General features: G+C 46.2%; 16 protein-coding genes and 1 pseudogene. All 17 read left to right on the plus strand.

The annotated features are described in order from the left end of the window. Positions 1 to 16 precede the first annotated feature (16 nt). The 17 genes and pseudogenes from wcaJ (at position 17) to GM30_RS08530 (ending at position 19,775) form a co-directional block, all read left to right on the plus strand. Positions 17 to 1,411, plus strand: coding sequence for an undecaprenyl-phosphate glucose phosphotransferase (gene wcaJ / locus GM30_RS08450; protein ID WP_049848249.1), 1,395 nt, complete (start codon positions 17 to 19; stop codon positions 1,409 to 1,411). A gap of 10 nt (positions 1,412 to 1,421) precedes the next feature. Continuing rightward, positions 1,422 to 2,723 (plus strand): annotated as a pseudogene (locus GM30_RS08455) (MOP flippase family protein). A 26-nt stretch (positions 2,724 to 2,749) separates the two neighbouring features. Further along, positions 2,750 to 4,030 (plus strand): colanic acid biosynthesis pyruvyl transferase WcaK, encoded by a 1,281-nt coding sequence (wcaK, locus tag GM30_RS08460; protein ID WP_049848250.1) that lies wholly within the window; start codon positions 2,750 to 2,752, stop codon positions 4,028 to 4,030. Beyond that, positions 4,027 to 5,247, plus strand: coding sequence for a colanic acid biosynthesis glycosyltransferase WcaL (gene wcaL, locus GM30_RS08465; RefSeq protein WP_049848251.1), 1,221 nt, complete (start codon positions 4,027 to 4,029; stop codon positions 5,245 to 5,247). Before wcaK ends, wcaL begins: the two co-directional genes overlap by 4 nt. A 42-nt stretch (positions 5,248 to 5,289) precedes the next feature. Then, entirely contained in the window at positions 5,290 to 6,648 is a 1,359-nt protein-coding gene (gene wcaM, locus GM30_RS08470; protein WP_049848252.1) for a colanic acid biosynthesis protein WcaM, read from the plus strand. Positions 6,649 to 6,795: 147 nt separating this feature from the next. After that, positions 6,796 to 7,689 carry a UTP--glucose-1-phosphate uridylyltransferase GalF gene (gene galF / locus GM30_RS08475; protein ID WP_049848253.1) on the plus strand — a complete coding sequence of 298 codons (894 nt, stop codon included), beginning with the start codon at positions 6,796 to 6,798 and terminating at the stop codon, positions 7,687 to 7,689. Between the two features lie 455 nt (positions 7,690 to 8,144). Then, a complete protein-coding gene (locus GM30_RS08480) occupies positions 8,145 to 9,335 on the plus strand; it encodes a UDP-N-acetylglucosamine 4,6-dehydratase (RefSeq protein WP_049848254.1) in 1,191 nt (396 codons plus the stop codon). 14 nt (positions 9,336 to 9,349) lie between these two features. Beyond that, positions 9,350 to 10,501 carry a LegC family aminotransferase gene (locus GM30_RS08485; RefSeq protein ID WP_049848255.1) on the plus strand — a complete coding sequence of 384 codons (1,152 nt, stop codon included), beginning with the start codon at positions 9,350 to 9,352 and terminating at the stop codon, positions 10,499 to 10,501. Then, positions 10,498 to 11,661: a UDP-N-acetylglucosamine 2-epimerase gene (gene neuC, locus GM30_RS08490; protein ID WP_049848256.1), complete on the plus strand. Its 1,164-nt coding sequence runs from the start codon at positions 10,498 to 10,500 to the stop codon at positions 11,659 to 11,661. The genes GM30_RS08485 and neuC overlap by 4 nt, the downstream gene beginning before the upstream one ends. Positions 11,662 to 11,666: 5 nt before the next feature. Continuing rightward, positions 11,667 to 12,740 (plus strand): N-acetylneuraminate synthase, encoded by a 1,074-nt coding sequence (gene neuB, locus GM30_RS08495; RefSeq protein WP_049848257.1) that lies wholly within the window; start codon positions 11,667 to 11,669, stop codon positions 12,738 to 12,740. Continuing rightward, entirely contained in the window at positions 12,733 to 13,380 is a 648-nt protein-coding gene (locus tag GM30_RS08500) for a NeuD/PglB/VioB family sugar acetyltransferase (RefSeq protein WP_049848258.1), read from the plus strand. The genes neuB and GM30_RS08500 overlap by 8 nt, the downstream gene beginning before the upstream one ends. An 18-nt stretch (positions 13,381 to 13,398) precedes the next feature. Further along, on the plus strand, positions 13,399 to 14,457 hold the full coding sequence (locus GM30_RS08505) for a nucleotidyltransferase family protein (protein ID WP_049848259.1): 1,059 nt from the start codon (positions 13,399 to 13,401) through the stop codon (positions 14,455 to 14,457). Continuing rightward, complete coding sequence (locus tag GM30_RS08510; protein ID WP_238582623.1) at positions 14,378 to 15,439, plus strand: Gfo/Idh/MocA family protein; 1,062 nt, start codon at positions 14,378 to 14,380, stop codon at positions 15,437 to 15,439. Before GM30_RS08505 ends, GM30_RS08510 begins: the two co-directional genes overlap by 80 nt. Continuing rightward, positions 15,439 to 16,137 carry an acylneuraminate cytidylyltransferase family protein gene (locus GM30_RS08515; RefSeq protein ID WP_049848261.1) on the plus strand — a complete coding sequence of 233 codons (699 nt, stop codon included), beginning with the start codon at positions 15,439 to 15,441 and terminating at the stop codon, positions 16,135 to 16,137. The genes GM30_RS08510 and GM30_RS08515 overlap by 1 nt, the downstream gene beginning before the upstream one ends. Beyond that, entirely contained in the window at positions 16,127 to 16,888 is a 762-nt protein-coding gene (locus tag GM30_RS08520) for an oxidoreductase (protein WP_049848262.1), read from the plus strand. Before GM30_RS08515 ends, GM30_RS08520 begins: the two co-directional genes overlap by 11 nt. Positions 16,889 to 16,990: 102 nt before the next feature. After that, complete coding sequence (locus GM30_RS08525; RefSeq protein WP_049848263.1) at positions 16,991 to 18,571, plus strand: capsular polysaccharide export protein, LipB/KpsS family; 1,581 nt, start codon at positions 16,991 to 16,993, stop codon at positions 18,569 to 18,571. After that, positions 18,564 to 19,775, plus strand: a complete 1,212-nt coding sequence (locus GM30_RS08530) for a polysaccharide biosynthesis protein (RefSeq protein ID WP_049848264.1) — start codon at positions 18,564 to 18,566, stop codon at positions 19,773 to 19,775. Before GM30_RS08525 ends, GM30_RS08530 begins: the two co-directional genes overlap by 8 nt. The last annotated feature ends 8 nt before the right edge of the window (positions 19,776 to 19,783 follow it).

A 19,783-nucleotide genomic window follows, 5' to 3' on the forward strand; every position in this document is an offset into this window, starting at 1 on the left:
CTGAACAGGAACAACGATGACGACTCTAAGAAAGCGCGAGCGAGCCAAAACGAATGCATCGTTAATCTCAATGGTGCAGCGATTCTCTGATATCACCATCATGGTCGGTGGCCTGTGGGTGGTCTGTAAGGGAGCGGCACTGCCCTTTCTGTATCTGCATTTGCTGATGGCTCTGATTACCCTGGTCGTGTTCCAGATGATCGGCGGCATGACCGATTTCTACCGCTCATGGCGTGGCGTACGTATTTCAACCGAACTGCTGTTACTGCTGCAAAACTGGACGCTGAGTCTGGTGTTCAGCGCCGGGCTGCTGGCGTTCAACGATGATTTCAACAACAGCTTCGGCATCTGGCTGTCGTGGTATTTACTCAGCACCACCGGCATGGTGGTCAGCCGGGCGTTTATCCGTTCGGGCGCAGGCTGGCTGCGCAATCAGGGCTACAACACCCGCCGCGTGGCGGTGGCCGGTGATTTACCGGTCGGGCAGGCGCTGCTCGACAGCTTTCGCAACCAGCCGTGGCTGGGCTATGAAGTGATCGGCACCTATCACGATCCGAAACCAGGCGGCGTGGGCGCCGACTGGGCCGGAAACAATCAGCAACTGATCGACGATGCCCGCGCGGGCAAGATCCACAACGTCTATATCGCCATGTCGATGGGCGACGAAGCCTGCATCAAAAAACTGGTCCGCGACCTCGCCGACACCACTTGTTCGGTGATCCTGATCCCGGATGTCTTTACCTTCAACATTCTTCACTCCCGCGTGGAAGAGGTGAACGGCGTACCGGTGGTGCCGCTGTATGACACGCCGCTGTCGGGCACCAACCGCGTGCTGAAGCGCCTGGAAGATATCGTCCTGGCGGCGTTTATTTTGCTGCTCATTTCCCCGGTACTGTGCGCGATTGCCCTCGCCGTGAAGCTGAGTTCGCCTGGCCCGGTCATTTTCCGCCAGACCCGCTACGGGATGGACGGTAAGCCGATCATGGTGTGGAAATTCCGTTCGATGCGGGTGATGGAGAACGACAAGGTGGTGACCCAGGCGACGCAGAACGATCCGCGCGTCACCAAAGTGGGCAACTTTCTGCGCCGCACCTCGCTCGACGAGCTGCCGCAGTTCATCAACGTGCTGACCGGCGGCATGTCGATTGTCGGTCCGCGTCCGCACGCGGTGGCGCATAACGAACAGTATCGTCAGCTGATTGTCGGCTACATGCTGCGTCACAAGGTTAAACCAGGTATCACCGGCTGGGCACAAATCAACGGCTGGCGCGGCGAGACCGACACGCTGGAAAAAATGGAAAAACGCATTGAGTTCGATCTCGAGTACATCCGCGAATGGAGCCTCTGGTTCGACATCAAAATTGTTTTTCTGACGGTGTTCAAAGGCTTTGTCAACAAAGCGGCGTATTGAGGTAGCGGCAATGAGCCTGAGAGAAAAAACCATCAGCGGCGCGAAATGGTCGGCGATGGCGACCATCGTTATTATCGGCCTCGGGCTGGTGCAGATGACCGTACTGGCGCGGATCATCGACAATCACCAGTTCGGTCTGCTGACGGTGTCGCTGGTGATCATCGCGCTGGCCGATACGCTGTCTGATTTTGGCATCGCCAACTCCATTATCCAGCGCAAAGAGATCAGCCACCTGGAACTCACCACGCTCTACTGGCTGAACGTCGGGCTGGGGATTGTGGTCTGTATTGCCGTCTTTTTGCTGAGCGACCTGATCGCCGACGTGCTGAATAACCCGGACCTGGCGCCGCTGATGCGCACGCTGTCGTTCGCGTTTGTGGTCATTCCGCACGGGCAGCAGTTCCGCGCGCTGATGCAAAAAGAGCTGGAGTTCAACAAAATTGGCATGATCGAAACCTCCGCCGTGCTGGCGGGGTTTACCTTTACGGTCATCACCGCGCACTTCTGGCCGGTGGCGATGACCGCCATTCTGGGGTATCTGGTGAACAGCGCCGTGCGTACGCTGCTGTTCGGCTGGTTCGGACGCAAGATCTACCGCCCGGGACTGCATTTTTCGCTGGCGTCGGTCTCGTCTAACCTGCGCTTTGGCGCGTGGCTGACGGCGGACAGCATCATCAACTATGTGAATACCAACCTCTCGACGCTGGTGCTGGCGCGTATTCTTGGTGCCAGCGTGGCGGGGGGATACAACCTCGCCTACAACGTGGCGGTGGTGCCGCCGANGACACTGAAAAGCTGCGGGTGAACTTTTACAAGCTGCTGTCAGTGGTGGGGATTATTAATTTCCCGGCGCTGCTGGGACTGATGGTGGTCAGCAATAATTTTGTGCCGCTGGTGTTTGGCGAAAAGTGGGCTGGCATCATCCCCATTCTGCAACTGCTGTGCATCGTCGGGCTGCTGCGCTCGGTGGGTAATCCGATTGGCTCGCTGCTGATGGCGAAAGCGCGGGTCGATATCAGCTTCAAATTCAACGTCTTTAAAACGTTCCTGTTTATTCCTGCCATCATCATTGGCGGTCATCTTGCCGGGGCACTGGGCGTGACGCTCGGTTTCCTGCTGGTGCAAATCATCAACACCGTGCTCAGCTATTTCGTGATGATCAAACCGGTGCTTGGCTCCAGCTATCGCGAGTACATCCTGAGCCTGTGGCTGCCGGTTTNTGATAGTGCTGTCGCGTAATGCGCTGGTGGTGGAAATGAAACGCCAGTTGTGCCGCAACGAAAAAATGAAAACTCTGCTGCGCGCAGGGTGAAAAGAACCCCCTTTTCAGAGGTCACTATGAAATTACTGATTCTTGGCAACCACACCTGCGGCAACCGTGGTGATAGCGCCATTCTTCGTGGGTTGCTCGATGCGATTAACACGCTCGAGCCTGATGCGGATGTGGACGTGATGAGCCGTTACCCGGTGAGTTCGTCCTGGTTACTCGACCGGCCAGTGATGGGCGATCCGCTCTATTCGCAGATGAAACAGCACAACAACGCCGCCGGGGTGATGGGGCGGGTGAAAAAAATGCTCCGCCGCCGCTACCAGCACCAGGTCCTGCTTTCGCGGGTCACCGACAGCGGCAAGCTGCGCAATATCGCCATCGCCCAGGGCTTTACTGATTTTGTCCGTCTGTTGTCCGGTTATGACGCCATCATTCAGGTGGGCGGCTCGTTTTTCGTCGATTTATACGGCGTGCCGCAGTTCGAGCATGCGCTCTGTACGTTCATGGCGAAAAAGCCGCTGTACATGATTGGCCATAGCGTCGGGCCGTTCCAGCAGCCACAGTTTAACCAGCTGGCGAATTACGTTTTTGGTCACTGCGATGCGCTGATCCTGCGTGAATCCGTCAGCCTCAATATGATGAAACGCAGCGACATTGACACCTCCAGAGTGGAGCAGGGCGTCGATACCGCCTGGCTGGTGGATCACCATGAGCCGGATTTCGTCGCCAGCTACGCGGTGCAACACTGGTTGCAGATGATTGCGCAGAAGAAAACAGTCGCGGTGACGTTACGCGAACTGGCACCGTTCGATAAACGCCTCGGCACCACCCAGGACGCGTATGAAAAAGCGTTCGCTGAGGTGGTGAACCGCATTATCGACGACGGCTATCAGGTGGTGGCGCTGTCGACCTGTACCGGCATCGACAGCTATAACAAAGATGACCGCATGGTGGCGCTGAATCTGCGCAAACACCTGCGCGAGCCGTCGCAGTATCACGTGGTGATGGATGAGCTGAACGATCTGGAGATGGGCAAAATCCTCGGTGCCAGCGAGCTGACCGTCGGCACGCGCCTGCACTCGGCGATTATCTCGATGAACTTTGGCACGCCAGCCATTGCGATTAACTATGAGCACAAATCGGCGGGCATTATGCAGCAACTGGGCATGCCGGAAATGGCGATGGATATTCGCCACCTGCTGGATGGCAGCCTGGGCGCGATGGTCGGCGATACGCTGGGCCAGCTTCCGGCGATCAATGCACGGCTGGCGCAGGCGGTGACCGCTGAGCGTGAAGCTGGCATGAAGATGGTGCAGTCGGTACTGGCGCGAATCGGGGAGGTGAAATGAAGGTCGGGTTCTTCTTACTGAAATTTCCACTCTCTTCGGAGACCTTCGTCCTCAACCAGATCGTCGCGTTTATCGAGATGGGTTATGAGGTGGAGATTGTCGCACTGCAGAAAGGGGATCTGACGAATACGCATGCGGCCTACACCCGATATCAACTGGCGGAGAAAACCCGCTGGCTGCTGGATGAACCGGAAGGCAGAACGGCGAAGCTGAAATATCGCGCACTGCACACCGTGCGCGGCCTGACGCGCCCGGCCACCTGGAAAGCGCTGAACGTGCGGCAATATGGCGACGAGGCGCGTAACCTGATCCTCTCCGCCATTTGCGGCATGATGCCGGAGCCCGTTCGTGCCGATGTGTTTATCGCCCACTTTGGCCCGGCGGGCGTTACCGCCGCCAAACTGCGTGAACTCGGCGTCATTCAGGGCAAAATCGCCACCGTCTTTCACGGTATCGATATTTCCAGCCGCGAAGTGCTTAACCACTACACGCCGGAATATCAGCAGTTGTTTCGCCGTGGTGACCTGATGCTGCCAATCAGCGATCTCTGGTCGCATCGCCTGCAGACCATGGGCTGCCCGGCGAAAAAAATCGCCGTCTCGCGGATGGGCGTAGATATGGACCGCTTTGCGCTGCGTCCGCTGAAAACCCCTGGCGAGACCCTGCAGATCATCTCCGTTGCCCGCCTGACTGAGAAAAAAGGGCTGCACGTGGCGATTGAAGCCTGCCGCCAGCTGAAAGAGCAGGGCGTTAATTTTCACTATCGCATTCTGGGTATTGGCCCCTGGGAACGCCGCCTGCGGACGCTGATCGAGCAGTATCAACTGGAAGACGTCGTTGAGATGCCGGGCTTTAAGCCGAGCCATGAAGTCAAAGCGATGCTGGACGAGGCTGACGTGTTCCTGCTGCCGTCAGTCACTGGCGCGGATGGTGACATGGAAGGTATTCCCGTTGCGCTGATGGAAGCGATGGCGGTGGGCATTCCGGTAGTATCAACGATCCACAGCGGCATTCCTGAGCTGATTGATGCTAACGAATCCGGCTGGCTGGTGCCGGAAAACGATGCCAGCGCGCTGGCCGAGCGGCTGCGCGATTTCTGCGCCATCGACCCAGACGCCCTGCAACCGGTAGTGCAACGCGCCCGCCAGAAAGTCGAAACTGAATTTAATCAGCAGGTGATTAACCAACAGCTGGCGAGCCTGCTGTACGCGCTTTAAAACCAGCCCGCCTGGCGGGCTGGTGCATATCAGAGAGGAACTATGCCCGACAACAGACTCACACTCTCCCGCCGTCGTTTTCTCTCGGCAGGCTCCGCCCTTGCCGCTCTCCCGTTACTCCATGCTCCTGCCGCGCGCGCCATCAGCCGTAGTGCGTCCGTGGATATTCGTGATTACGTCTCCAACAATGACTGGATCCGCGCGTTCAGAGACGCGTTTGACAAGGCGGATGTGGTAGTCGTCCCGGCCGGGGTGGTGTGCGAAAACATTAATACCGGCATCATCATGCCGCCGGGCAAAACACTACAGGTACTGGGTGCGCTGAAAGGCAACGGGCGAGGGCGCTTTGCCCTGCAGGATGACTGCAAAATTATCGGTAAAGCAGGTGGAAGCCTCTATAATATCGCCCTCGACGTGCGTGGCTCTGACTGTACGATTCAGGGCCTGGCGATGAGCGGCTACGGCCCGGTGATGCAGATTTACATTGGCGGGAAAAAGCCAGCTGTGATGCGCAACCTGACCATCGACAACCTGACCGTGACCAAAGCCAATTACGCCATTCTGCGACAGGGGTTTCACAACCAGCTGGACGGCGTAAAAATTACCAACTGCCGCTTCAGTGACCTGCAGGGGGATGCCATCGAATGGAATGTCGCGATTAACGATAAGAACATCCTCATTTCAGATCATGTTATCGACAACATCAACTGCACCAACGGCAAGATCAACTGGGGCATCGGGATTGGTCTGGCGGGCAGCACCTACGACAATGCTTACCCGGAACACCAGGCGGTAAAAAACTTCGTGGTTGCCAATATTACCGGTAGCAACTGCCGCCAGCTGGTGCACGTAGAAAATGGCAAACACTTTATTATCCGTAATGTGAAAGCGAAGAATATCCTGCCGGAGTTCAGCAAACAGGCGGGGATCGATAATGCCACGGTGGCGATTTATGGCTGTGATAATTTCGTGATTGATAATGTTGATATGGTCAACAGCGCCGGAATGCTAATTGGTTATGGCGTTATCAAAGGGAATTATCTTTCAATTCCGCAGAATTTTCGCCTGAATAATATCCAGATGGATAACCGCCAGCTGGCATATAAAGTTCGCGGGATCCAGATCTCCTCCGGAAATGCTCAGTCGTTCGTCTCCATCACCAACCTTGATATGAAGCGGGCCTCGCTTGAGTTGCACAATAAACCGCAGCATATCTTTATGCGCAATATCAACGTTATGCAGGACGCCGCGCGCGGCCCGGCGCTGAAGATCAATTTCGACATGCGCAAAGACGTGCGCGGCANGGTTAACGAAAAAGGGCAGCGTTCGGTGGATATCGACCGGGTGGATCAGCATGTGGTGAATGTGGATAGATTGAATTTTGCACTGCCCGGGAAGTGATTTCCGAACATTCCTGGATGTCCAGGCTGTTTCTCAGATTAGCGCTAAAGAATAAGCCTTTTTCTTAGAGGTAGAATAGAAAAAATCATACTGGATTAACCAGCTTTAAAGACTATAATTATTCAACCATTTACAGGTGGACATGCGATGATGAATTTGAAAGCAGTAATTCCGGTAGCGGGTCTGGGCATGCATATGCTGCCAGCCACTAAAGCCATTCCAAAAGAGATGCTGCCGATCGTTGACAAGCCGATGATTCAATACATCGTCGACGAAATTGTTGCTGCAGGGATCAAAGAAATCGTTCTGGTCACTCACGCGTCTAAAAACGCGGTTGAGAACCACTTCGACACCTCTTATGAACTTGAATCACTGCTTGAGCAGCGCGTTAAGCGCCAGTTGCTCGCTGAAGTACAATCTATCTGCCCGCCGGGCGTGACGATCATGAACGTCCGCCAGGGGCAACCGCTGGGCCTGGGGCACTCCATTCTGTGCGCGCACCCGGTTGTCGGCAATAACCCGATTGTTGTCGTCCTTCCGGACATCATCATTGACGAAGCCACTGCCGACCCGCTGCGCTACAACCTGGCGGCGATGGTGGCACGCTTTGAAGAGACTGGCCGCAGCCAGGTACTGGCGAAACACATGCCAAGAGACCTCAACGAATATTCCGTGATTCAGACCAAAGATCCGCTGGAAATCGAAGGCAAAGTCAGCCGTATCGTTGAGTTTGTTGAAAAGCCGGATGAGCCGCAAACGCTGGATTCTGACCTGATGGCCGTGGGCCGTTATGTCCTTTCTGCTGATATCTGGGCCGAACTGGAACGCACTGAACCCGGTGCCTGGGGCCGTATTCAGTTGACGGATGCTATCGCTTCACTGTCGAAAAAACAGCCGGTTGATGCGATGCTGATGACGGGTCAGTCTTATGATTGTGGTAAGAAACTGGGCTACATGCAGGCGTTCGTACAGTACGGGCTGCGTAACCTGAAGGAAGGGGCGAAGTTCCGTAAAGGCATTGAGAAGTTGCTGGCGGAGTAGGCCACTTACGACATTAACAGGAATTGTTGATGCTAAGATTAAACGGCAGAGGGATTATGGTAAGCTGAAGCAAACCATAATGACCGCTGCCGTTTTTGCATTGGAAACAAGGGATTACATCTGTGTGTATTGCAGTTATCAGAAGTAATGAGCCTGATCCCCTATTGTTTTGAGTTTAGTTTAAGCACACAATAATCGCTTCGATTGGCTGGCGGCTTTGCGCAAACGAAGGGATGAGTAATATCTGAGCAGTAAAAATGGATTTGCGTGCAGTGCACTGGTAGCTGTTGAGCCAGGGGCGGTAGCGTCCGTATTTTCCCATATCTGTAGCGCGAGTTCTGATGAACCCTTCAGGTCATTGCTGGTAAATGAGATTAAACCGAAAAGATAATAATAATGTAATATCTCATACCATAAATGATCATTCTATTCTTCAATTATAAACAGGTTTTTCAATGAGCGAAATATTATCTTTAATCGGACGTAAGCAGGCGCTGTTTACTAATGATGTCTTAGCGAAAGAAGAAGAGTTAAAGAAAATAGTTTCTGATTCGCGCTTTTTGGTTTTAGGTGGGGCAGGTTCTATTGGACAGGCGGTGACAAAAGAGATCTTTAAGCGAAATCCTAAAAAATTACATGTTGCTGATATAAGTGAAAACAACATGGTTGAATTGGTTCGTGATATCAGAAGTTCATTCGGTTATATTGATGGTGATTTCCAGACGTTTGCGCTTGATATTGGATCGATCGAGTACGACGCTTTCATTAAAGCTGACGGACAGTATGACTACGTGCTGAATCTTTCGGCACTAAAACATGTACGCAGTGAGAAAGATCCATTTACTTTAATGCGTATGATTGAAGTAAATATACTAAACACGGAAAAGACCATCCAACAGTCTATTGCGGCTGGCGTTAAAAAGTTCTTTTGCGTGTCGACAGATAAGGCAGCAAACCCGGTTAATATGATGGGTGCATCAAAGAGAATTATGGAAATGTTTTTGATGCGCAGAAGTCAAGAAATAAAAATTTCAACAGCTCGCTTTGCCAATGTGGCTTTTTCGGATGGTTCCTTGCTTCATGGGTTTAATCAACGTTTATTAAAAAAACAACCTATTGTAGCGCCAAATGACATTAAACGTTATTTCGTCACGCCGCAAGAGTCAGGCGAATTATGCCTTATGTCCTGTATTTTTGGTGATAACCGAGATATCTTTTTTCCTAAGCTAAGCGAAGCCCTACATTTAATCTCTTTCGCGGATATAGCGGTACTGTATCTCAAGCAGCGTGGTTATGAGCCTCATCTCTGCGAGACAGAAGATGAAGCCCGCGAGCTGGCGAAAACATTGCCATCACAAGGTAAATGGCCGTGTTTATTTACATCGAGTGATACAACCGGTGAAAAAGATTTCGAAGAGTTTTTCACTGATAAAGAAACGCTGGATATGGAGCGCTTTATTAACCTGGGAATCATAAAAAATGACCCACTATTTGATCCGGCACTTTTAGCTCATTTTGAAGAACGAATTGAAGCTATGCAAGCATCGCTGGAATGGAATAAAGACGATATTGTAAAACTGTTTTTTGAAATGATCCCGGATTTTGGACATAAAGAAACAGGCAAATACCTCGATAGCAAAATGTAAGCAAGGCATCTCGAATGAATATCACTTCTATTATAGATTTTGTTCGCGACGTATACAAAACGGATGAATTTATTCCTTTGCATGCGCCTGTTTTTAGTGGCAATGAAAAAGCATATGTACTGGACACATTAGAAAGTACCTTTGTTTCGAGTGTCGGTAAATATGTTGACGATTTTGAACGCAAGATGGAAGCCTACACGGGCACGGCAAGAGCCGTTGCCACGGTAAATGGCACCGCAGCGCTTAGTGCAGCGCTTTACCTTGCAGGCGTCAAACGAGGCGATCTGGTTGTCACTCAGGCGCTGACCTTTGTTGCTACCTGTAATGCTCTGTATCACCTCGGAGCGGAGCCAGTGTTCACAGATGTTTCTCCTGTCAGCCTCGGCCTTTGCCCTGTCGCGCTGGATAACTGGCTTACTGAAAATACTGAATTGACAGAACACGGTTGTGTTCATCGTAAAACACGGCAGGTAGTCCGTGCTGCTGTGCCTATGCATACTTTTGGCCATCCGGTTGAACTGGATGAACTCATTGCAGTATGTAAGAAATGGCACATCGTGCTTGTTGAAGATGCGGCTGAAAGCCTGGGATCGTTCTATAAGGGCAAGCATACCGGTACGCTGGGTGAATATGGTGCGCTAAGTTTTAACGGCAATAAAATCATTACGACAGGCGGCGGCGGCATGGTCTTTTGTCGTACACCAGAAACAGGTGTACGTGCGAAACATGTGACTACCACTGCCAAGGTGCCGCATCCATACGAGTTTTACCATGATGAACCGGGTTTTAACTATCGTATGCCGAATTTGAACGCGGCGCTGGGTTGCGGGCAAATGGAGCAACTTGGCATGTTTCTTGAGCAGAAACGTGTTCTGGCAGAGCGCTATGAAGCCTTCTTTGCAGGTTCGGAGTTTAAATTCGTAAAAGAGCCTGAATATGCGAAGTCAAATTACTGGCTCAATGCGGTTATTTGTGAAAACCTGGACTCTCGCGATGCAATCCTGGCACAAATGAATGAAGCGAAGGTGATGGTGCGGCCAATCTGGAAGCTCATGCATCGTTTACCAATGTTTGAGCGAGCAATGCGGGATGACCTCAAACAGTCCGAACGAATTGAAGCTCATCTGGTCAATCTTCCTAGCTCGCCTGTGGAATGGCTTTCATGAAACCAGTAACGCGTAAAGTTGCGGTTTTCACCGGGACACGAGCCGAGTATGGTTTGCTCTATTGGTTGCTAAAAGACGTTCAAAATGATCCGGAATTGGAACTTCAGCTCCTGGTCAGCGGCATGCATCTCTCTCCAGAGTTTGGTAACACCTGGCAGCAAATAGAGAAAGATGGGTTTTCTATCAATGAGAAAATTGAAATTCTGCTTTCTTCCGATACGCCTGTCGGTACTGCTAAAAGTATAGGGCTGGGTGTATTAGGTTTTGCGGACGCCCTGTCAAGATTGCAGCCTGATGTGTTAGTGATACTCGGCGATCGCTTCGAAGCGCTTGCTGCTGCGCAAACGGCGATGATTCTGCGCATACCTGTTTTCCATCTTCATGGCGGTGAAATCACTGAAGGCGCTTACGATGATGCAATAAGGCATGCGATTACAAAATTAAGTTACCTTCACGGTACTTCAACAGAAGAATATAAAAGGCGTGTGATCCAGTTAGGTGAAGACCCGTCTCGTGTAGAAAATGTGGGAGCCATTGGGCTGGATCATCTTAAGCGAGGAAAATTTATGTCTGTTGAAGAATTGTCTGCGACATTGGAATTTCCTCTTGCGAAACCCTATTTCCTTGTAACGTATCACCCGGTGACATTGGGAATTGAACCTGCAGAAGCGAGCTTTAAATGTCTGCTGGAAGCGCTGGATGAATTTCCACAATATCAGATAATTCTGACATACCCGAATGCAGATGATGGCGGCAGGATAATTATTCCGCTACTGGAGTCTTATGCTGCAAAACAGCCGGGTCGTGTGTTCGCAATTCCATCGCTTGGACATGCACGTTATCTCAGTGCTGTCAGGCATGCAGCCGCGGTCGTAGGTAATTCATCAAGTGGAATTATTGAAGTGCCAGCATTTGATGTTCCGACGGTGAATATTGGCGAACGCCAGAAAGGCCGACTGGCAGCCAAAAGCGTACTGAATTGTAATGCTACGAAGCAATCGATTGTAGAGACGTTAAAAACTGCGGTTTCACGTAGTTATAAAATGAAAAACGAAGAAATTGTTAATCCCTACGGACAAGGGGATGCGAGTTCAAGGATCATTGAAATGATCAAGACAATGCAATTCATCCCAGGCAAGGTTTTTTACGACATCAAGTGAACTATATGACGCTTATCATTGCTGAAGCCGGAGTGAACCACAACGGCGACGAAAAATTAGCTTTCGAACTCGTGGATGCAGCCTGGAAAGCAGGTGCGGATATTGTCAAATTTCAAACATTCAAAGCTAAGAACCTGGTGACAGCAGATGCTGCACAGGCGGAGTATCAGGTTGCTAATACTAAAAAGCAGGAATCACAACTTGATATGCTCAGTCGTCTTGAACTTTCCTGGGACGCGCATCACAAGCTAATTGAACACTGCAATCGCTTGGGAATTGAGTTTCTCTCTACAGCTTTTGATTCTGAAAGCCTGGCGTTCCTTGTTAATGACCTGGGTATCAAGAGATTAAAACTCCCTTCTGGCGAGCTAACTAATGCTCCGTTAGTGCTCGAACACGCACGCACGGGATGCGATATCATTGTTTCTACAGGGATGGCCACGCTATCAGAAATTGAGGCTGCGCTTGGTGTCATCGCATTTGGATATATTGCATCAGAAGGAGCGGTACCTGGTACAGAAGCATTTCAACAGGCTTATGCATCAGAAGAGGGGCAAAAGGCACTGCAAGAAAAAGTTGTCATATTGCATTGTACGACCGAATACCCTGCGCCTTTAGGCGAAATCAACCTTCGAGCAATGGATACACTACGCCAGGCCTTCAGCTTGCCAGCAGGCTATTCTGATCATAGTGAAGGTATCACGATACCCGTTGCTGCCGTTGCACGAGGTGCCGTTGTGATCGAGAAACATTTTACACTCGATAAGACCATGGAAGGTCCCGATCATAAGGCATCTTTAGAGCCTCACGAATTAGGTGCAATGGTGACTGCTATTCGCCAGGTAGAAAAAGCTTTAGGTCATCCGCTTAAAGCACCGACTGTTTCAGAAATTAAGAACAAAAGCGTTGCAAGAAAGAGTCTTGTAGCTGCGAAGCCAATCGCGCCAGGTGAGACATTTACTTCTGAAAATATTGCAATCAAACGACCTGGAACTGGTATGTCTCCCTATTTTTACTGGGAAATACAAGGCAAAACAGCCAGCCGAGGTTACAAGGCAGGGGAATTAATCGGTGAATAACCGTTCGTCGATAAAACCGATCGTTGTCATTGGCGGTGGCGGTCATGCCAGCGTCATTGTTGACATTCTCAAGCAACAAAAGCGCGAGATTGCTGCAATTATAAGCCCTGATGATGTCAGTGGTCGAAAGGTTTTTAAAGATATTGATATTTTGCAGCATGATGCAGATATCTCATTATTTAAGCAGGAAGACGTTGTTCTAATTAATGGCATTGGCGCATTGCCTGGTTCCGCCGTCAGAATGAAGGTGAATGAGTTCTTTAAAAACAGAGGCTATACATTCGAAACGCTTGTCGCTGATACAGCCTATGTTTCTCCATATGCGATACTGAGCGAAGGTGTGCAGATCTTCCATGGTGCCATTGTTCAGCCGGGTGCGGTTATTCAATCTCATTCAGTGATTAACACTCGAGCAGTTATCGAGCATGACGTTAAACTTGGCGAGTATAATTTTGTGTCGCCAGGGGCAGTAGTTTGTGGGCAATGTAGAACTGATGCAAATGTGTTTATTGGTGCTGGTGCCACGGTAATTCAGAATATAAAACTGGGTGCTGGTTCTGCTATCATGGCGAATGCATTGGTGACAGAAAATATACTTCCGAATCAAAAAGTATATGCAGCACGGGCTGTAATCAGGTAACACGGCAGAAGGTATAAAATGACTCAGCAATGGAAAAATGTATTAATTTCGCCTGATAGCTCAATTCTCGAAGCACTGGAAATTATTAATAAAGAAGCATTGAGAGTTGCTCTGGTTGTCAATGCCGACAACCGGTTACTAGGTGTCATTACTGATGGAGATATCCGTAGAGGTCTGCTGAAAAATTTACCACTTACAGCAGAAGTGCGGTATGTAATGAATGACCGTCCTATTACAGCAGTTTCTGGCGTTTCAAAAAAAGAGCTTACGAATATTATGTCAGCCAATGGGATCTTATCCATTCCAATTGTTGATAATGGAATTATTGTTGGCCTTGAAACTATCTCCAGCGTGATAGCGAAAGCAAAATATGATAATCCTGTCTTTATCATGGCTGGAGGTTTTGGTACTCGACTAAAACCTTTAACCGATAATTGTCCAAAGCCAATGCTAAAAGTTGGGGACAAACCTATTCTCGAAACTGTTGTGAGAAGTTTCATAAAAGCAGGGTTTACTAACTTTTATATTTCGACTCATTTTTTGCCCGAAGTGATACACCAACATTTTGGTGATGGTTCTGCGTTTAATGCGAAAATTACATACATTCATGAAGAGACCCCATTGGGTACAGGTGGAGCGCTAGGCCTACTCCCAGAAACCTTGTCGGAAGCATTGCCTCTTATTATGATCAATGGTGATGTTCTGACGAATATTGATTTTCAGCGTTTGCTGGCATTTCATAACGAAAATAATGCTGATGCGACAATCTGCGTAAGAGAATATGATTATCAAATTCCTTATGGTGTAATAACTGGAGAAGGGAACAAAATTGTCAGCATGGTGGAAAAACCAGTCCATCATTTCTTTGTGAATGCAGGAATATATGTGGTGTCTCCAGCTATTTTTAAATCAGTTCCTAAAAATCTTCGAATTGACATGCCGACACTGCTCGAGCAGTTCATGAGTAAAAATAAAGATGTGCTGATGTTCCCAATTCATGAATATTGGTTGGATATTGGTAGAATGGATGATTTTAAAAGAGCACAAGCTGATATTCATTCTTTGGGGCTTGAATAAAATGCAAAAAATAGCGGTTATCGGGCTTGGTAATATAGCAACGCGTCACCGTCGAAATATTAGAATACTCCACCCGAAAGCTCAGATTTATGCATTATCAGCAAGTGAACGAGTACTTGATGAGCTCGTTAGTGACTGCGATGGCTATCTGCCCAACATAGCGGCAGTCGCTGCTGAAAAGGTTGATATGGCAATTGTTGCTTCGCCTTCATCATTTCATTTAAAGCATAGCAAACAGCTAATAGAAGCTGGAATTCCAACATTAATCGAAAAACCTGTAACGGCTACTGCTGAAGAAGCCGCTGAGTTAATGGAGATAGCATCAAAGTACGATACTCCTTTAGCCGTTGGCTATTGTTTGCGCTATCTCCCATCAGCACGGATCCTCAAAGAGATGCTTGCGAATGAGGATGCTGGTGTTGTCTATAATGTAAATATTGATATTGGGCAGTATCTTCCTGACTGGAGACCATCAAAATCGTACAAAGAAAGTGTGTCAGCGAGTAAAAAGCTTGGTGGTGGCGCTTTGCTCGAACTCAGTCATGAATTGGACTATGCACAATGGTTGTTTGGTGAGTTGGACTTGATCAGCTCTGTTTTGAGAAGCTCTGATGAGCTTGAGATGGATGTTGAATCGATAGCTGATATTATGGCAGCCAATTCGAAAGGTTCCATCGTCAATATTCATTTGGATTTTTTGCAAAAGAAACCATGGAGACAATGTCATATCATCGGCAGTAAGGGTAGGGTTGTATGGGATTTGGTTCGTAACGAGATCATATTTTATTCTGGTGAAAGCACCAGAATTATATATAGCGACCCGGAATGGAACAAAAATGGAATGTATCTTGATATGCTAAAGGATTTCGCTGAAAAAATCTGCAGACGCAAAAACCAATGTGTATCATTAGAGTCATCAGCAAAAATAGTTGGCTTAATAGATAAAATTAAGAATGTAAGTCAATTTTACGGAACTAAGTAATGAAAATAAATGCATTTATATTTGCTCGGGGAGGTTCAAAAGGCTTACCTGGGAAAAATATCAAGCCGTTGGGTAATAAGCCGCTTCTACAATATTCCATTGAAATTGCAAAAAAATGTCCATCCATCGCTGGGGTTTATGTTTCAACAGACGATGATGCTATAGCGAATGTTGCGGAAAAAAATGGAGCGACAGTGATCCGTAGACCCGCAGAACTTGCGGGGGATACCAGCCCTGAATGGCTGGCGTGGCGGCATGCTATCGAATGGGTCGAAAAAGCAGAAGGGCATTTTGACGGTTTTGTTAGTTTGCCAGCAACCAGCCCTCTTCGCAGCGTGGAAGATGTCGAGAATGCAATTTCTAAACGTATCCAGGCTGAGGCTGATATATGTATTTCTGTCACGCCGGCAAGCCGTAGCCCTTTCTTCAATATGGTAAAATTTGATGAGGCCGGATATGTTAAGCTTGTTAATGAACCATCAAGGCAAGTTATCCGTCGACAAGATGCTCCTGCAGTGTATGACATAACAACAGTTGTATATGCTACAACATCGCAATTTATATTAAATAACTATGGCTTATTCTCCGGTAAAGTCACAAGTATTATTGTTCCCAAAGAACGTGCTGTTGATATTGATGATATATTTGATTTTTATATGGCTGAGATTTTATTGAAGGAGGCTCATCATGAGTGGTAGCCTGAAAGGGAAAAAGATACTTGTTGCCGGTGCTGGCGGATTGTTGGGGGCGCAACTTGTAAAAAAAATCATCGATGAAGGTGGTTATGTTATTGCTGGGGACTTTGATCCGGTGTCTTCGCAAGAAAAATTTCAGGAGTTGAAAATAGCCACCGGTTATGAGCTCCACCACCTTGACGTCACCAGCCTTGAACCTGTACAGAATATACTTGCAATTACACCTGAACTTGATGGTGCAGTTAATGCAGCATATCCGAGAAACAAAACATATGGCGCGCACTTTTACGATGTAACGCTCGAAAGTTTCAATGAGAACCTTTCTCTGCATTTGGGTAGCTCTTTTCTTTTTTCACAACAATGTGCTTTATATTTCCAAAGGTACCAGAATCCATTTTCTCTAGTCAATATATCATCTATTTATGGAGTGGTAGCGCCAAGATTTGAGATTTATGCAAATACTAAAATGACAATGCCTGTAGAATATGCAGCTATAAAATCTGCTTTATTGCATTTAAATAAATATATCGTTACCTACGTTAATGATAGTCGATTCAAAATAAATGCCGTGAGTCCTGGAGGGATTTTCGATCATCAACCTGATGCATTCCTGAATGCATATAAAGCTCAAACAAATGGTGCAGGAATGCTTGATGTGAAAGAGATATTAGGAAGTATTATTTTCTTACTTTCAGATGACTCAAAATATGTAACTGGGCAAAATATTATTGTTGATGATGGGTTCAGTTTGTAATTAATATAAAGTTGCTTTTGATCAATAACATAAATATTAGTAAAAATTTTTTTGCTGATATCCGAACGGAATTAATGAAAGGCTGGAAAAACGAGAAACAACATGTTAAGTAAAGTAAGAAATGTGCTTGGCTATTTATTTCCACAAAAGCAAACTGACATAGAAAAAAAATTTATCGAACTTAACAGGAAATTCTGGCGGAAGGAAAATTTAAATAAAGAAAGCACAAGTAATTATATTTTAGTTGAAGGTCAGATCATCTGTCCGGCGAGTATTATTGATAAGGCTAGGATTGCGAAAGCAATTGAAGAGGTGACTGGCTACCGCTCTGTAGTATATCTTCGTGGTTTCTATGAAAAAGCCAATAGTACCTCGCAGATATATCGCTCATTTAATATAAATAAATTCTATATGTGGTGGTCTGGATATCTAAATCCGACCATAGTTTTGCCAGCATTATATGCTACTGTCCATACAATGGTGACATGCAAAGATGGTAAGCAACTTATTGATCTAGTATATAAAAATATAGAAATTGGTGATCTTATTTATGATACATTGATCAGATATAAGCCAAATACTTATACAATTAGGAAAATTAATTTTAGCCATTTCAGATTAATATTTAGAGCTTTCTTAGCGTTTCATAATAATGAATATATGATAAAAAAATTTAGACCAAGGTATCTTGTTACAAGTCATAATGTTTATGCTGAGTTTGGATTATTACCCAGACAAATAAAAAAACACAGAAAGAGCGTTATATTTTTAAAAGATATCTATGCGTATAAATGTTATGGAGTTGATGCAAATATTAAAGAACATTTTCTTAAACCGTCATTGGCAGAATTTCAAAGAAACCTTGCTTCTGCAAATTTCATAGTAAATGCAAAAGCTTATTTCTTCTCAAGATTTGAGGGCTCTGTTGACCAAATTGACGTTAAAAATGCCTTCGTCGGTAAAAAGAAATATGATTTCGATGAACTCAAGGAGAAATACCCGAACCTGTCTAAAGGTAAAAAAAATGTTGTTGTCATGTCTCATGCCTTTTCTGATGCACCTCATGTTGGAGAAGGTCTTTTATTCTCAGATTATTATGATTTTCTTGAACAAACGTTACGCTATCTAAATTCTTGCGATTCAATAAATTGTTTTGTTAAACCTCATCCAAGTTCATATATGTGGAATGAGAAGGGAGGTGTAGAAGAAATGATAGAGCGCAATAGGTTTGGCAATATTTACATTACTCCTTCTGATTTCAATACTAATTCTATTGCTGACTTTGCTGATTGTATTGTTACGGCGAAAGGAACAGCAGGGTTAGAGTTTAGCTGCCTTGGAATACCTGCTATTACTGCTGGGCGAGGATATTATTCTGGTTTTGGGATCACTTCAGAACCTAATACAAAGGAAGAATATTTTGAATTGTTAGGCAAATGCCACCTGCTCGGGAAGTTAGATGAACAAATAATAAATAAGGCTGTTGTACTGCTATATATGGTTTCACTTAGTCGTCGGCACTCAGACATCTTACCCGCCCAACATATAATGCCAAATGAAAATTATGCAGATGTTTTCGAAAGTAAATTTGCCGAAGTAGTAGGAAATATAGAGGCGGGTAAAGAAATGAAGGATTCATTTTATAACGAAGTAAAAGCGCACGCGATACAAAACTATGTTTAAAAAGAGTCTTGTCTACCTTGTACTAAACTATGCTATACAATTTATTAATATTGCACTTAATTTATTATTTATGCGCTACCTTAGTTCTTGGCATATGGGAAGTCTGTCATTAGCAAAAACCTGGCAGCAATTAGTCGATTATGCGCATCTCGGGACGCGGTTTTCACTTGATAGATATATTCCTGTAACAGAAGATCGTGAACGAGTAATCATGGTTGCATCTGTTCTGATATTTACATTTTTGTCTGCATGCATTATTTTCATAATTTCGAGCATCTCAAGTAAAGGAGATATAACAGTTGTGGTGCTCACCCTTTGTGGTATTGGAATTTCTCTTGTAAATATTATCAAATGTTATTACAGAGCATGTAATCGCATTAATGAGATGCTAATGCTGGTTTTTCGATGCCAGTTTATTCCGATATTAGCGCCTTTAACTATATACTTAATTAATCATAACTGGTACAGTTATTTATTTTCAACACTATTATGCTATACAGCTTCTATACTGCATCTTTTATATAAAGAAAGAAAACTTTTTTCAGATATTAGTATTGCGGCTGTTGTTGATTCCTTGAAAAGTATTAGTTCATCATCAGCTTGGCTATTTGCGAATTCTATTTTTATTTTTCTATATCTTGTCATGGACCGCTTCTTTATTGATTACTCTGCGGGTAGAGATATATTAGGCAAGTATAGTATTATTACATTCGCTTTCAGTGCCCTCATGGTTATTCCATCAACTTGCGCTGAACTTCTGTTTGTAAAAGTCGTCAAGCAAACTTGTCAGAGTGGAAAGATTTTCTTCCTTAAAGAAAGTTTTATTATAGTAGGTATTACAGTTGCTGGAGTATTATGTGCAAATCTAGTGATGGAATATTTCATAATTAACTTTACTTCATATGAAATGCTTATACCTCAAATTCATCTTGCCACTTTTGCTGTTATACCATTTGCCTTTACATCCATTTATTACCATGTAATGAATGGATTAGATCTCAGAAAACAAATGGTTTATGTTAGTGGATGTCTCTTTATTAGTTTGCTAATTTATTATTCAATTCTATTTTTCAGTAATATTAAAGATAATTTAAATTATTATCTTTATGCAAAATTAGCAACTGGCTGGTTTATTTTTATGGGTTATTTATTGTGCATTCTTCTCAATAAACGAAAGAGCATGAATGGTGAGCAGACTAACTAGAGTAGAAC

The sequence above is a fragment of the Trabulsiella odontotermitis genome (assembly GCF_001188485.1).
Lineage (GTDB): Bacteria > Pseudomonadota > Gammaproteobacteria > Enterobacterales > Enterobacteriaceae > Trabulsiella > Trabulsiella odontotermitis_A.

What these genes read in the sequence shown, in the direction of transcription:
- neuC (WP_049848256.1), top strand. Translation starts at nt 10,498, where the DNA reads ATGAAACCAGTAACGCGTAAAGTTGCGGTTTTCACCGGGACACGAGCC.
- wcaJ (WP_049848249.1), top strand. Translation starts at nt 17, where the DNA reads ATGACGACTCTAAGAAAGCGCGAGCGAGCCAAAACGAATGCATCGTTA.
- GM30_RS08520 (WP_049848262.1), top strand. Translation starts at nt 16,127, where the DNA reads ATGAGTGGTAGCCTGAAAGGGAAAAAGATACTTGTTGCCGGTGCTGGC.
- wcaL (WP_049848251.1), top strand. Translation starts at nt 4,027, where the DNA reads ATGAAGGTCGGGTTCTTCTTACTGAAATTTCCACTCTCTTCGGAGACC.
- GM30_RS08505 (WP_049848259.1), top strand. Translation starts at nt 13,399, where the DNA reads ATGACTCAGCAATGGAAAAATGTATTAATTTCGCCTGATAGCTCAATT.
- GM30_RS08480 (WP_049848254.1), top strand. Translation starts at nt 8,145, where the DNA reads ATGAGCGAAATATTATCTTTAATCGGACGTAAGCAGGCGCTGTTTACT.
- GM30_RS08525 (WP_049848263.1), top strand. Translation starts at nt 16,991, where the DNA reads ATGTTAAGTAAAGTAAGAAATGTGCTTGGCTATTTATTTCCACAAAAG.
- GM30_RS08510 (WP_238582623.1), top strand. Translation starts at nt 14,378, where the DNA reads ATGAATATTGGTTGGATATTGGTAGAATGGATGATTTTAAAAGAGCAC.
- neuB (WP_049848257.1), top strand. Translation starts at nt 11,667, where the DNA reads ATGACGCTTATCATTGCTGAAGCCGGAGTGAACCACAACGGCGACGAA.
- GM30_RS08485 (WP_049848255.1), top strand. Translation starts at nt 9,350, where the DNA reads ATGAATATCACTTCTATTATAGATTTTGTTCGCGACGTATACAAAACG.
- wcaK (WP_049848250.1), top strand. Translation starts at nt 2,750, where the DNA reads ATGAAATTACTGATTCTTGGCAACCACACCTGCGGCAACCGTGGTGAT.
- GM30_RS08530 (WP_049848264.1), top strand. Translation starts at nt 18,564, where the DNA reads ATGTTTAAAAAGAGTCTTGTCTACCTTGTACTAAACTATGCTATACAA.
- GM30_RS08515 (WP_049848261.1), top strand. Translation starts at nt 15,439, where the DNA reads ATGAAAATAAATGCATTTATATTTGCTCGGGGAGGTTCAAAAGGCTTA.
- galF (WP_049848253.1), top strand. Translation starts at nt 6,796, where the DNA reads ATGATGAATTTGAAAGCAGTAATTCCGGTAGCGGGTCTGGGCATGCAT.